A 14,657-nucleotide genomic window follows, 5' to 3' on the forward strand; every position below is an offset into this window, starting at 1 on the left:
CTGTTACATACAAGTTACAACGTTAAAACGGTGCAATCATAGCTACCACATTGTTAACATACTGTGAAATCACTCACAAATTGAAAGCGGTTACATCCCCTGATTTGCTCAGTTAGTGATCGCCGCCGCATTCTGGCGTATTGCGACAGAATGGCGGCGCACTAACGTCGGCATAAAACAGTGGCTGGCACGCGGATCAATGTTGCCTGCTGCCCCCTGCAAGGCCAGTTCCGTGGCTAATTTTGCCATCGAAGCAATGGGGTAACGCACGGTCGTTAATTGCGGGTCGGTGTAACGAGCAATGGGGATATCATCGAAACCGATGATTGAGAGATGTAACGGAATCGCAATGCCATTATCTTTTAATGCCGTCAGAGCGCCAGCGGCCATATTGTCGTTATAGGCAAATACAGCGGTAAGTTGTAGATTGCGCCCGAGTAGTTCAACCATCGCCGCCTCGCCGCCTGGCATATCCGGCGTCCCCGTGCCAATCCAGCTTTCCGGCGGAACAATATCCTGCTCTTTCAGCGCGCTTATCCAGCCCGCTTTACGCATTGCGTCATCTTCAATGCTGTGGCTGGAAGAGAGATAACCGATACGTTGATGGCCGTTGTTCAGCAACATGCGCGTCGCCATTCTGGCACCGCTGATATTATCCAGACAAACACAGCGATGGGCATAGCCTGGCACAACCCGATTGATGAGCACCATGCCGGGAATGTTGTCCATAAATTGCGCCAGCTCGTCGTCACTTAACGCCTTTGAATGAACAATCAATGCGTTACAACGCTGGCGGATTAGCACTTCGATGGCGTGACGCTCTTTTTCCGCTTCATGATAGCTATTGCCAATCAACACATATTTCTGATGTTGCTGGGCAACGAGATCGACAGCTTTAACCAATGCGCCGAAAAATGCATCTGAAACATCCATGACCACCACACCGATGGTATCGCTCACCTGAGTTGCCAGCGCCTGTGCATTGGCATTTGGCCGATAATCCAACTCACTCACCGCTTTCATAACTGCTTCACGCGTGTCGGCACTTACCAGCGTGCTGTTATTGAGCACCCGGGAAACCGTTGCCACAGAGACGCCAGCCTGACGCGCTACATCACGAATGGTGATCATATTCACTACCTGTTATGAGATTGCAGTAGGTTACTGCTTGCTGGCGGCTATTTTGTCAGCACTGAATACAGGACTTCGTGAATCGAGTCACAGCAATGGAAACGGTTACAGCCGTTTTGTTAATGAATGTGATCCAGATCGTTATCTGGATGTTTTAGATAATGCAGGTCCGGCAGCGCGCAAGGTTAACTGACGCCAGAGCCATTCCACCGGCCCCTGACGGAAGTAACGCAGCCAGATAACAGAGAAAAGCAGGTTCGCCAGCCATACCGGAACGACAAACGCCAGCAACTCCAGGCGGTCAAACTGCATAAACAAACCGAGGTGGTAAAACAGCGTGGTACAAATCAGCGTTTGCAGTAGATAATTGGTTAGCGCCATCCGTCCGACGCAGGCGATTGCCAGCACCAGCCTGAAGCGGCTTAATTGCGGCCAAAAGCCATAAAACAGCGACGCATAGCCAATTGCCTGAAACGGCGCGCTAAGTTCACGCGGCATTTGAAGTAAGAAGGCACACCAGCGATACGCCCAGTCCAGCCGCCATTGCAGTGCGATAGCAGGAAGGTTAATCAGCACACCAATTGCTACCAGCACAAAACCGGTACGACGATAGTGACGTAAGCTGAACTGCCCTTTCAGCCAGCCGCTGCGCATCAGCGCCGCGCCAATTAACATCATCCCCGCCAGTTGCCAGCCATACTGCGCGCCCAGTGCCAGTAAACTGTTGCCTACGCCATCGGCACGGTTACTGATCGCTTCGACGCCGCCATGAAGTTTCCAGTATTTTTCATACAAAATGGCCGATGCATCTGGCGTCCAGGCGCGGCTGGTCTGGCTGTCAGAAATCAACCCCAGCAACAGCAAAACGCCAATCCCCACCAGATACAGCATCACGCCAGTATTAAATAAACTTTTTACCGATGGCGCATCGCGCACCAGTCGCCAACTGATTAAGCCCACCAACCCGTAAGCCAGCAGGATATCGCCGTCCCAGAACAATAAACCGTGAATAAAGCCCAGCAAGACTAACAGTGTTAACCGCGACTGAATCCAGCGTCTGCCGCGCGGCAGCAACATTTGTAGGCCCGCGCCAAACAGCAGCGCAAAAAGCGTGAGGAATTTTACCTGACCGATGAGATCCAAAAACGCCCAAGTCCAGGCGTCGGACGGGGTAATAGTGCCATACCAGGCGGGATTGAGATAAGCCGCCTTTGGTAAACCAAAGGCGCTGATGTTTAATAGCAGGATCCCCAGAATGGCGACGCCGCGAACAAAATCGAGCGTGACGTTGCGCTCCATGGTTCCTGCCTTTTAATCAGTTGTGATGACGCACAGCGCGCAGAAACTCGTGCCGCGTATTCTGACTGGATTTGAACAAACCACCGAGGGAGGTCGTTGTCGTGGCGCTGGTTGCATCGCGGATGCCACGCGCTTTCACGCAGTAATGCACTGCGTCGATGGAGACAGCCACGTTATTGGTGCCCAGCAGCGTTTGCAGCGCAATGAGGATTTGCTGAGTCAGACGTTCCTGCACCTGCGGGCGCTGGGCAAAGAACTGCACGATGCGGTTAATTTTCGACAGGCCGATCACCGAATCTTTCGGGATATAGGCTACCGTCGCTTTGCCATCGATAGTGACAAAATGGTGCTCGCAGGTGCTGGTCAGGGTGATATCGCGCACGGTGACCATTTCATCGACCTTCATTTTGTTTTCAATGAGGGTGATTTTCGGGAAATTGGCGTAATCCAGACCGGAGAAAATTTCATCGACATACATTTTAGCGATGCGATGCGGCGTTTCCATCAAACTGTCATCAGCGAGGTCGAGATTCAATAGCTGCATGATTTCAGTCATATGACCGGCGATAAGGCTTTTGCGCGTTTCGTTATCCATTTCATGCACGGGCGGGCGCAGCGGTGTTTCCAGTCCTCGCGCAACTAACGCTTCATGAACCAGGGCCGCTTCTTTACTGAGTGATGGCATTTATGTTTTCTCCTGCAGGTGTGACGCCTCCGCCCTGCGTGGGGGCAAAGTTATTAAGCTGATTAGCAGCCCGATTATTGTGCGTGAGGTGGCGCACATAATCCAGTATTCACAGCGATAATTATTGTAATTGCCGCTGCCTTTCAGCGTTAGATGTTAAAACATCGTTATGCATATGCGGAAGTGAAAGTTACTCACAGCGCATTGAATAAACGGTATGATGACTAAAATGCAAACAACACAACAAGGAGCCACGCATGGAAATGCTCGAAGAGCACCGCTGTTTTGAAGGCTGGCAGCAACGCTGGCGGCACGACTCCAGTACCTTAAATTGCCCGATGACGTTCAGCATCTTTCTCCCACCGCCCCGCGACAACGCCTCTCCGCCTGTGCTGTACTGGCTTTCAGGTTTAACCTGCAATGACGAGAACTTCACCACCAAAGCAGGCGCTCAGCGCGTAGCGGCAGAACTGGGGATTGTGCTGGTGATGCCAGACACCAGCCCGCGCGGCGAACAGGTTGCCAACGATGATGGCTACGATTTAGGCCAGGGTGCAGGGTTTTATCTCAACGCCACGCAACCACCGTGGGCGACGCATTACCGGATGTATGATTATCTGCGCGATGAATTACCGATGCTGATTCAATCGCAATTTAACGTCAGCGATCGCTGTGCTATTAGCGGTCATTCGATGGGGGGTCATGGCGCATTGATTATGGCGCTGAAAAATCCGGGCAAATACACCAGCGTTTCGGCCTTTGCGCCGATTGTGAATCCGTGCAGCGTCCCGTGGGGAATCAAAGCATTTAGCGCCTATTTAGGTGAGGACAAAAATGCATGGCTGGAATGGGACAGTTGCGCGCTGATGTACGCCAGCAATGCGCAAGATGTGATTCCGACGCTTATCGATCAGGGTGATAACGATCAGTTTCTTGCCGACCAGCTTCAACCCGCGGTACTGGCAGAAGCTGCGCGCCAGAAAGCGTGGCCGATGACGCTACGTATTCAACCTGGTTATGATCACAGTTATTACTTCATTGCTTCTTTTATAGAGGATCATCTGCGCTTCCATGCGCAGTATTTACTGAAGTGAAAGTTCGCCCGGTTCGCCGGGCATCTCCTCATCAGAAGCGATAATCCACTGCCATAAAGTAACGACGTCCGTCTTCGTTATAGCTGTAGTCATCACGACTCAGATCTTTGTCGCCCAGGTTCAGCACGCCTGCGCGCAGTTTGACGTCTTTGGTCACCTGCCAGGCCGCGCCGGTATTCCAGATGGTATAACCGCCCGGTGTTTTAGCGGTATCGCTGTCGGCACGTTTCTGACCGGTGTAGTGACCAGAAACATAGAACGACCAGTCTTCCAGCGCCAGCGGTTTCCAGTCCAGCGTACCGTTAGCGGTATGGAACGGCAGATCGGATAGCGGTTTGTTTTCACCGTTGCTGACATCGCGTCCATCGTTGTAGGTGTAGTTGAGTGACAGCTTCCATTCATCGTTGAACGGGATTTTCAACTCAGTTTCCACACCCTGGATACGTGCTTTATTGACGTTGTAGTAACTGAACACAGGTATACGTCGACCGTTTGCCCCCGTTTCAAAACCAACAAAGTTTTGGTAACCCGGCGCAGCATTGACGTCAGATGTACGGCTGATGCTAATACGATCTTTCACATCATTGCGGAAGACGGTCACACTGGATTCAACGCCTTCCAACCAACCTTCTTCGCCCATGTAGTAAAGCCCCAGCTCCCAACTTTCGCTGGTTTCTGGTTTCAGGTCCGGGCTACCAATAATCTTGCATGCGCCACGGCAGGAGTTGGTCGTCCAGTCGGGGCTAAGTTGTAATAACGAAGGTGCTTTAAAAGCCGTCGCCCAGCCGCCTTTTACTGTTACGGTATCGGTGGCGTTATAGACCAGATAGGCACGCGGGCTCCAGTGTTCGCCGTAGGTTTCGTGATCGTCCATACGCACGCCGGTCGTCAGCGCCAGCGGCTCGAAGATCCGCCATTCATCTTCCACAAACAGCGCGTACTGACTGGCGGACGTTTTAGTGCTAGTGCCACCGGTCAGGTTCACCGCATCGCTAAGTTTGTCGTGGCGCCATTCACCACCCACCGTGACAAACTGATTGATAGCCGTCAGCGGCAGCGTGTATTTACCATCGACCGTGTTACTTTCGGAAGTAATCGGGCTACTGTTGCCAGGGTTTTTGTTCTCGACTTTCTCACCATAATATTTCAGTTCGCTGGTGCCGTAATCCCAGCGCCCATTATGGCTTACGGAGTAGTTCTGGCGTTCGAGGCGGTTTTTGTCCAGCGAGTCAGAATCGCGATCCTGGCGGTCGAAACCGTAACCAGCGGTAAAATCGTGATTTTGATTCGGCGTCCAGGCAAATTCGACATTGCCGTCGCGGCTGGAGAATCCTTCAATACGCGGCGTTTCTCCCGTGTCGGTAGTAGAGGAACTCTGCGGGTCATCCTTTTCACGTTTTGCCAGGCTGCCGTAAGCTTTCATTCCCAGCACGCCGTCAATCAGCGGTCCACTCGTGAAGAACTGGCCGTTGTAGGTGTCACCGCGATCGCGATGTTCCTGAATGGTGGTATCTACCGTTACCGTACCTGACCATTTCTGGCCGATTTTTTTAGTGATGATGTTCACCACGCCGCCGAGCGCATCGGAACCATACAGTGAAGACATCGGGCCACGTACCACTTCGATACGTTCGATAGAATCGACCGGGATCCAGTTCAGGTCAAAGTCATTATGGCGGAAGACGGCATTGCGCGAGTTAACACGTTTACCATCGACAAGAATCAGGGTGTAGCTGCTATCCAGACCACGAATACTGACGCCCTTACGGTTGTCCCCTTCGTTAGTCAGTTGTACGCCCGGCACTTCTTTGAGGACATCCTTCAAATTTTGCACTGGTTTACGTTGCAAATCTTGCTGGGTAATGACACTGATACTGGCGGGCGCATCTTTGAGGTTTTGTTCAACGGAAGATGCCGTGACTACCATCGTTTCGCCATCATCATCAACCGCTAACACAGGCCATGCACATGAAACTGCGGACAAACACAGCCCGACCCGTACGAAAGGGTTCAACCTAAACATTCCATATCTCCATGAGGTAACTACGAAAATAAAATGGGTTATCGCTCACATCTTCTTCATGTCCCCTTGCGTACGGCAGCATCGCGGTAGACTTTTTTGTATGCAGGTGATCATCCCAAAAGCCTGAACAGCCTCTGATTTGTCAGCCTTTTTTGATTTCTGCGTAACGATAATGCAAACGATAACAATTATCAATCCAAATGTTAAATTTTATATCCGTATGAATACTAAGGAAAAGAAAAAGCCCTCTCGGTTGAGAGGGCTTTATTAAGGAAGGGGTAAAACTTATTTCTTATCGTTCTGCGGGAACTTCATTTCGCTGTAGCGTACGAAGTGGGTTCCTTTAATCAACTTATAGCCAAACCAGATCATAAGGAACAGCGGGATGCCAATATAGGTTGCCGCTACGCCACCCCAGTCGATAGTGTCTTTCAGGAACGCTTCGTAGTTCTGGCCCAGAGTGATAATCAGGCACAGCACAAAAGCGAAGATCGGTCCCAGCGGGAAGAAGCCTGAACGGTACGGCAGATCGTTAATATCATGCCCCTGCAGCACATAACCGCGACGGAAACGATAATGGCTGATCGCAATTCCCAGCCAGGCGATAAAGCCTGTCATACCGGAGGTGTTCAGCAACCACAGGTATACCGTCTGGTTACCAAACATGGAGGTCAGGAAGCACAGACCTGCAATTACCGTGGTCGCATACAGTGCGTTACGCGGTACGCCGCCACGCGACAATTTAGCGAAAATGCGCGGTGCTTTACCGTCACACGCCAGGGTGTACAGCATACGAGTAGACGCATACATACCGGAGTTACCCGCTGACAGCACCGCCGTCAGAATAACTGCGTTCATCACCGCCGCCGCAGAGAGCAGACCCGCATGCTGGAACACCAGGGTGAACGGGCTGACGCTGATGTCTTTAACATCATTACGCAGCAGGCTCGGATCGGTGTATGGAATGATCAGGCTGATGATCAGGATTGCGAACACATAGAACAGCAGGATTCGCCAGAACACCTGACGTACCGCGCGTGGAATGTTTTTCGCCGGTTCTTCGGACTCGCCTGCAGCAATACCGATCAGCTCGGTTCCCTGGAAAGAGAAGCCGACAATCATTGCCACACCGATCATCGCCGCAAAACCACCAGCAAATGGTGCTTCGCCAATCGTCCAGTTGCTCCAGCCCGCAGGCTGTGCGCCTTTGAAGATGCCGATAATCATCATCACGCCGACGATGATAAAGACAATGACCGTGGTGACTTTGATCAGTGAGAACCAGTATTCCGCCTCGCCAAAGCCACGAACTGAAATGTAGTTCAGGAGGAAGATAACGCCGAGGAACAGCGCACTCCAGATCCAACCCGGGGTGTCCGGGAACCACCAGCTCATGACCAACTGAGCGGCCACCAGGTCAACGGCGATAGTTACCGCCCAGTTGTACCAGTAGTTCCAGCCCAGCGCGAAGCCAAAGCCTTCTTCAACATAGTTCTGACCGTAAGTGGCAAAGGAACCAGAAACCGGCATATATGCCGCCAGTTCACCAAGACTGGTCATCAGGAAGTAAACCATCAGGCCGATCAGAATATACGAGAGCAGCGCCCCACCTGGACCTGCCTGAGAGATCGTTGCGCCAGAGGCAACAAAAAGACCCGTACCGATGGAACCGCCAATGGCAATCATCGTCAGGTGACGCGCCTTTAATTCACGGCGTAAGCCCGGCGCTTCTGTGGTTTTAGTTTCGGAAACCATACGAAAATGCTATCCATCTTAAAAATGAGGCGCGATTGTAGCAGACGATTTGCAATCCTTCCGGTAGAAATACGCTTTTATAAGACACCTTCATGATCGTCCAAGGATTATAAGTAAAGCAACCAATCTCTTTTCTGGCGAATGTATACCGGTGGTGCTGCGTCGCGAAATCGACACAGCCCCCGTAGGTTTCTGTACAACAGATTAACGCGGCAAAGTGGAGGAATCGCAGTACTCCAGAAAGCGCCGTAACGCGTTGGAAAGGTGTTTCTGCCGATGATGTATACGCCACAACGTACGCATCAGGCGCGGCAGAGGGACAGCAACTTCACTTAATGTGCCAGCCTGCAATTGATCTTCAATGACCCTTCGCGACAGGCAACTAATTCCCAACCCATGACGCACCGCATGTTTGATTGCCTCGGAGTTACCTAATTCCATCGCCATCTCAAACTTCGGTAAATGCGACAGTAACAGATAATCGACAATCTCCCGCGTGCCGGAACCGCGTTCACGCAGGATCCACGGCGCAGCGGCCAGCTGTTCTAAAGTGACCGGACCACGAGCCAGCGGCGAAGTCGGCGCGGCGAAAACCACCAGCTCGTCTTCCAGCCACGGTTCAGAAATGATTTCAGTGCTGTGGCACGGTCCTTCAATAAAGCCAATATCAACGCGGAAATCCAGCACCGCTTGCATCACGTCCTGGCTGTTCCCAACGCTCAGTTCAATCGGCAACTGCGGATAATCATGGCGATAACGGGCGATGACTGCAGGCAGAATGTAGTTACCGATGGTACTACTGGCATAGACACGAATCGCGCCGTTGTCTTCGCGAAACAGTTGTTCGATTTCAATCGCCTGTTCAAGCAGTGCCAACGCACGCGGATAGAGCAGCCGCCCGTGTTCATTAACAACCAGTCTTTTACCCACGCGATCAAACAGTTGCACGCCAAGCTGCCCTTCCAGGTCGGTCAAGGCTGCGCTCACTGCTGATTGCGACAACGCCAGCATCACCGACGCCTGGGTGGTTGATCCACTTTTCAATACTTCTGCAAAAACTTCCAACTGCCGGAGGGTGATGTGCATAGTCGCTTACCACTTATAAAGATTAATTATAAATATATAATCAATTTTATTTTTAAACCAGTTAGTCGTAACCTTATGCCCGGTTAAAGGAGAGGGTTATGACGAATATCACCTTACAGAAACAACATCGTACACTGTGGCATTTTATTCCGGGGTTAGCCCTGAGTGCAGTTATCACCGGGGTCGCCCTGTGGGGTGGTTCCATTCCCGCGATTGCGGGTGCCGGGTTTAGTGCCCTCACTCTCGCAATCTTGTTGGGGATGGTTTTAGGCAACACCATCTATCCGCACATCTGGAAAAGCTGTGACGGTGGCGTGCTGTTTGCCAAGCAATATTTATTACGTCTGGGTATCATTCTTTATGGCTTCCGTCTGACGTTCTCACAAATTGCCGATGTCGGTATCAGTGGGATCATCATTGACGTGCTGACGCTGTCCAGTACCTTCCTGCTGGCTTGCTTCCTGGGGCAGAAAGTGTTTGGTCTGGATAAGCACACCAGCTGGTTGATCGGTGCCGGTAGCAGTATCTGTGGTGCTGCAGCGGTACTGGCGACTGAGCCGGTAGTGAAAGCGGAAGCCAGTAAAGTAACCGTGGCTGTTGCAACCGTTGTTATCTTCGGGACCGTCGCGATTTTCCTCTACCCGGCGATATATCCGCTGATGTCTCAATGGTTTAGCCCGGAAACTTTCGGTATCTACATTGGTTCTACTGTGCACGAAGTGGCGCAGGTGGTGGCGGCAGGTCATGCCATCAGCCCGGATGCAGAAAACGCAGCAGTTATTTCCAAAATGCTGCGCGTGATGATGCTGGCCCCGTTCCTCATCCTGCTGGCGGCACGTGTTAAACAGCTGTCTGGGGCGAACAGCGGCGAGAAAAGCAAAATCACTATTCCGTGGTTTGCCATCTTGTTCATCGTAGTTGCCATCTTTAACTCGTTCCACCTGTTACCACAGAGCGTGGTGAACATGCTGGTAACGCTGGATACCTTCCTGCTGGCAATGGCGATGGCGGCGCTGGGTCTGACCACTCACGTCAGCGCGCTGAAAAAAGCCGGGGCGAAACCTCTGCTGATGGCACTGGTACTGTTTGCCTGGCTGATTGTTGGTGGTGGTGCAATTAACTATGTGATTCAAAGCGTCATCGCATAAACCACTACATCTTGCTCCTGTTAACCCGCTATCATTACCGTTTTCCTCCAGCGGGTTTAACAGGAGTCCTCGCATGAAATACATTGGAGCGCACGTTAGTGCTGCTGGCGGTCTGGCAAATGCCGCAATTCGCGCCGCCGAAATCGACGCAACCGCGTTTGCCTTGTTCACCAAAAACCAACGTCAGTGGCGTGCCGCACCGCTCACGACGCAAACCATCGATGAATTCAAAGCCGTCTGTGAAAAATATCACTACACATCGGCGCAAATTCTTCCCCACGACAGTTATCTGATTAACCTCGGACATCCGGTCGCTGAAGCCCTGGAAAAATCGCGCGATGCCTTTATAGATGAAATGCAGCGTTGCGAACAACTGGGACTTTCTTTGCTCAACTTCCACCCTGGCAGCCATCTGATGCAGATTTCAGAAGAGGATTGCCTTGCGCGTATTGCCGAATCCATCAACATTGCACTGGATAAAACACAAGGTGTGACCGCGGTGATTGAAAATACCGCCGGTCAGGGCAGCAACCTTGGATTTAAATTCGAACATCTCGCGGCGATTATCGACGGTGTGGAAGATAAATCCCGCGTCGGCGTCTGCATTGATACCTGCCATGCTTTCGCTGCCGGGTATGATTTGCGTACTCCAGCCGAATGCGAGAAAACGTTCGCTGATTTTGCTCGTATTGTTGGCTTTAAGTATCTGCGCGGGATGCACCTCAACGATGCGAAAAGTACCTTTGGCAGCCGCGTTGACCGCCATCATAGCCTTGGTGAAGGCAATATCGGTCATGATGCGTTCCGCTGGATCATGCAGGACGACCGCTTCGACGGCATTCCGCTGATCCTCGAAACCATCAACCCGGATATCTGGGCAGAAGAGATCGCCTGGCTGAAAGCGCAACAAACTGAAAAAGCGGTAGCCTGAAAATGAACAACCGGGAGAAGGAAATCCTTGCAATTTTACGGCGTAACCCGCTGATTCAGCAGAATGAAATTGCGGATATGCTGCAAATTAGCCGTTCGCGCGTAGCGGCGCATATTATGGATTTAATGCGCAAAGGGCGGATTAAAGGCAAAGGTTACATTCTCACCGAGCAGGAATATTGCGTGGTGGTGGGAACAATCAATATGGATATTCGCGGGATGGCGGATATCCGTTATCCGCAAGCGGCCTCTAATCCCGGTACGATTCATTGCTCGGCGGGCGGCGTTGGGCGCAACATTGCCCACAATCTGGCGCTGTTAGGCCGCGACGTCCATTTACTCTCGGTGATTGGCGATGACTTTTATGGCGAAATGCTCCTGGAAGAGACGCGCCGCGCCGGAGTGAATGTCTCCGGCTGTGTTCGTTTACACGGCCAAAGCACATCGACGTATCTGGCAATTGCCAATCGAGACGATGAAACCGTGCTGGCGATTAACGATACCCATCTGCTGGAACAGTTGACACCGCAACTACTGAACGGGTCGCGCGATTTACTTCATCATGCGGGCGTGGTGCTGGCAGATTGTAACCTGACTGCCGAGGCGCTGGAGTGGGTCTTCACCCTTGCCGATGAAATCCCGGTGTTTGTCGATACCGTTTCAGAATTTAAAGCGGGCAAAATCAAACACTGGCTGGCGCATATTCACACTCTGAAACCCACTTTGCCAGAGCTGGAAATTTTATGGGGCCAGCCGATAACCAGCGATGCTGATCGTAATGCCGCAGTGAATGCGTTGCATCAGCAAGGTGTTCAGCATCTGTTTGTTTATTTGCCCGATGAGTCAGTTTATTGCAGCGAAAAGGATGGTGAACAATTTTTGCTGACTCCGCCAGCACATACGACGGTAGACAGTTTTGGTGCTGACGATGGTTTTATGGCGGGCCTGGTGTATAGCTTTCTGGAAGGAAGCAGTTTCCGTGATAGCGCCCATTTTGCGATGGCCTGCGCGGCAATTTCGCGCGCCAGCGGCAGCTTAAACAACCCTACCCTGTCTGCCGATAACGCGCTTTCATTAGTGCCAATGGTGTAACAATGTTGCCGGATGCGACGCTTAACGCGTCTTATCCGGCTCATAAATCGCGCACTACGCTAAACCAATAAAGAACCCGGCAATGGTCGCACTCATCAGGTTGGAAAGCGTCGCCGCCGCCAGCGCCCGTAAACCAAGCTGGGCGATTTCCGGCGCACGGTGTGGCGCAACCGCAGAAAATGCCCCAACCACTACCCCGATAGAACCAAAGTTAGCGAAACCGCACAGCGCAAAAGAAATAATCGCCACGGTTTTAGCATCCAGAGAGCCACCCGTTTGCAGATATGGCGAGAAATTGAGATAAGCAACAAATTCATTGATCGCCAGCTTCTGCCCAATCAAACTCCCGGCAAGATTTGCATCACTCCAGTCAACACCCATCACCCACGCCAGCGGGGCCAGCAGATAACCTAAAATGGACTCCAGCGAGGCTCGCTCAAAACCAAACCAGCCGCCAACGCCGCCGATAATACCGTTAATTAACGCAATGATGGCAACAAATGCCATGACTACTGTTGCCACACCCGCAGCGATTTTCAGCCCGGTCATTGCCCCTGTAGCAGCGGCCTCAATAATGCTTTTTGGCGGTGTTTCGGTGAAAGAGAGGTTATTAAAGGAAACCTGCGAAGATTCCGTAGCCGGGCTTAACAGGCGGGCAAACAAGATCCCACCGGGGATCGCCATTAACGATGCCGCCAGCAAATATTCCACAGGCACGCCCAGTGCAGCGTAACCAATCATCGTCGAACCGGCAATTGAGGCCATACCGCTGCAAATAGCTGTAAACAGCTCATTGCGATTCAGACGATCGATAAAGGGCTTCACGATCGCCGGAATTTCGTTTTGCCCAAGGAAAATGGTAGTGACCGCGACGAATGACTCAATCTTGCTGATATTTAACGCTTTCTGGAAGATACCGCCAAGAATGCGAATTAAGATCCCCATCACGCCGATGTAGTAGAGAATACTCACCAGTGCTGTAACGAAGATAATTGCCGGTAATACCCTGAAACCAAAGATAAATCCTGCGCCATCAAATAAGGTATCCATTTTCGGTCCGACCAGAGAACCGAAGATAAATGCGCTACCCGCGTCGCTGTACGCCATCACTTTATGGACGCCAAAAGCGACTTTTTCAGCGAGCCAACGCCCTGGCGGTAACCACAGCATTATGCCGCCAATCACGATCTGTAACACTAACGCCGCGCCAACGGTACGCAGGCTGATCTTCTTCTTGTTTACTGACAGTAAAAACGCAATCGTCAGCAATACCACCATTCCCAGAACACTTCTCATGACATCCATAGTTATTATCTCTTCATGTCATTTTGGGCGACGGCTTTCTGCCCATCAGAAATAGCCGGGCCTGCATCTTGCGATACTGACCCGGCTTGTTATCAACATTTAATGGGTTTTGATGTAGCCGCGAACGCACTCTTCGACTAAGCCCCAGAACCAGTCGGTATCAATAGTGATGCCGACTTTGGTATTAGCGGGCTTGCCAAGAACGCCCAACTCGTCGCAGACGGTACGCCCGTAGCAAGGGCCGCTATTAACGTCCACTTCGACGTACATATCCTGGGTTTTAATGCCATTCGGGTTAATCAGATAACCGATGCAGGTGGCGTCGTGCACCGGGCCGCCAGCCAGACCGTAGTTTTCGAACTGCGTTTTGAGAGTGAAGTTCATGATGTCGCTGAACAGCTCCCCGGCAGGGCCGCCTGCCCTTTCCATCCGTGCAATCACGTCCGGGGTGCAAACGGTCTGGTTGGTGAGATCGAGGCCCATCATCACCAACGGAACGCCGGAGGTGAACACCACGCGTGCGGCTTCCGGGTCAGCAAAGATGTTGAACTCGGCAGACGGCGTGAAGTTACCTGTACCGTAAGCGCCGCCCATCAGTACAATTTCACGGATTTTGGGCAAGATTGCGGGTTGCATGCGCATTGCCACCGCGATGTTTGACAATGGACCAACCGGCACCAGAGTGATATCGCCATCGCTTGCCATCAGGGTATCGATGATGTATTTCACCGCATGAGTGTTTTCTGCCTGGCGGGTCAACGGCTCGAATACCGGGCCATCCAGTCCGGTTTCACCGTGAATATTATCGGCAACAATTTGTTGACGCATAATGGGCTGCGGCATCCCCGCATAAACCGGAACATTAATCTCCAGTTTCTGGCAAACATTCAGGCCATTAATTAATGTTTTATCAAGCGTCTGATTACCCGCCACAATAGTGATACCTAATAAATCAATCGCCGGATGTTTCGCAGCCATCATTATGGCAATAGCATCATCATGACCCGGATCACAATCCAGAATAATTTTTCTCTTTTCCATTGTTTATTTCCTCTGTTTCCAGTTGCGTTATTTTTTTTACAGCAAAGAAAATTCGACCGGGTCGATGA

At 51.6% G+C, this 14,657-nt stretch carries 12 protein-coding genes; 4 read left to right on the forward strand and 8 right to left on the reverse strand.

Annotated features, from left to right (window positions below):
* Window positions 1-108: 108 nt before the first annotated feature.
* The 3 genes from galS to folE form a co-directional block, all read right to left on the reverse strand.
* Window positions 109-1,131, reverse strand: coding sequence for an HTH-type transcriptional regulator GalS (gene galS / locus D9734_RS09570; RefSeq protein ID WP_130207064.1), 1,023 nt, complete (start codon window positions 1,129-1,131; stop codon window positions 109-111).
* Between the two features lie 141 nt (window positions 1,132-1,272).
* The gene (gene yeiB / locus D9734_RS09575) at window positions 1,273-2,430 is read right to left on the reverse strand and encodes a DUF418 domain-containing protein YeiB (protein ID WP_130207066.1); all 1,158 of its coding nucleotides are present in this window, start codon (window positions 2,428-2,430) and stop codon (window positions 1,273-1,275) included.
* 16 nt (window positions 2,431-2,446) lie between these two features.
* On the reverse strand, window positions 2,447-3,115 hold the full coding sequence (gene folE, locus D9734_RS09580) for a GTP cyclohydrolase I FolE (protein WP_001139613.1): 669 nt from the start codon (window positions 3,113-3,115) through the stop codon (window positions 2,447-2,449).
* 257 nt (window positions 3,116-3,372) lie between these two features.
* Between folE and yeiG the strand changes: the two genes are divergently transcribed.
* Complete coding sequence (yeiG, locus tag D9734_RS09585) at window positions 3,373-4,209, forward strand: S-formylglutathione hydrolase (protein ID WP_130207068.1); 837 nt, start codon at window positions 3,373-3,375, stop codon at window positions 4,207-4,209.
* Between the two features lie 31 nt (window positions 4,210-4,240).
* Here the strand turns inward: yeiG and cirA are convergent, their stop codons facing one another.
* The 3 genes from cirA to yieE form a co-directional block, all read right to left on the reverse strand.
* Complete coding sequence (cirA, locus tag D9734_RS09590; RefSeq protein WP_130207070.1) at window positions 4,241-6,232, reverse strand: catecholate siderophore receptor CirA; 1,992 nt, start codon at window positions 6,230-6,232, stop codon at window positions 4,241-4,243.
* Between the two features lie 285 nt (window positions 6,233-6,517).
* Window positions 6,518-7,987 (reverse strand): lysine-specific permease, encoded by a 1,470-nt coding sequence (lysP, locus tag D9734_RS09600; RefSeq protein ID WP_130207072.1) that lies wholly within the window; start codon window positions 7,985-7,987, stop codon window positions 6,518-6,520.
* Window positions 7,988-8,191: 204 nt separating this feature from the next.
* A complete protein-coding gene (yieE, locus tag D9734_RS09605; protein ID WP_130207074.1) occupies window positions 8,192-9,073 on the reverse strand; it encodes a DNA-binding transcriptional regulator YeiE in 882 nt (293 codons plus the stop codon).
* Window positions 9,074-9,171: 98 nt separating this feature from the next.
* Here yieE and D9734_RS09610 point away from each other — a divergent pair, with 98 nt between their 5' ends.
* The 3 genes from D9734_RS09610 (at window position 9,172) to D9734_RS09620 (ending at window position 12,243) form a co-directional block, all read left to right on the forward strand.
* On the forward strand, window positions 9,172-10,221 hold the full coding sequence (locus D9734_RS09610; RefSeq protein WP_000182044.1) for a YeiH family protein: 1,050 nt from the start codon (window positions 9,172-9,174) through the stop codon (window positions 10,219-10,221).
* A 73-nt stretch (window positions 10,222-10,294) separates the two neighbouring features.
* Window positions 10,295-11,152 carry a deoxyribonuclease IV gene (gene nfo / locus D9734_RS09615; RefSeq protein WP_130207076.1) on the forward strand — a complete coding sequence of 286 codons (858 nt, stop codon included), beginning with the start codon at window positions 10,295-10,297 and terminating at the stop codon, window positions 11,150-11,152.
* Between the two features lie 2 nt (window positions 11,153-11,154).
* A complete protein-coding gene (locus D9734_RS09620) occupies window positions 11,155-12,243 on the forward strand; it encodes a sugar kinase (RefSeq protein ID WP_130207078.1) in 1,089 nt (362 codons plus the stop codon).
* 54 nt (window positions 12,244-12,297) lie between these two features.
* On the opposite strand, the gene D9734_RS09625 is transcribed toward D9734_RS09620, so the two are convergent.
* Window positions 12,298-13,548: a NupC/NupG family nucleoside CNT transporter gene (locus D9734_RS09625; RefSeq protein WP_130207080.1), complete on the reverse strand. Its 1,251-nt coding sequence runs from the start codon at window positions 13,546-13,548 to the stop codon at window positions 12,298-12,300.
* 99 nt (window positions 13,549-13,647) lie between these two features.
* Window positions 13,648-14,589 (reverse strand): ribosylpyrimidine nucleosidase, encoded by a 942-nt coding sequence (gene rihB, locus D9734_RS09630; protein WP_130207082.1) that lies wholly within the window; start codon window positions 14,587-14,589, stop codon window positions 13,648-13,650.
* Between the last annotated feature and the right edge of the window lie 68 nt (window positions 14,590-14,657).

The organism is Escherichia sp. E14S1 (assembly GCF_004211995.1).
GTDB lineage: Bacteria > Pseudomonadota > Gammaproteobacteria > Enterobacterales > Enterobacteriaceae > Escherichia.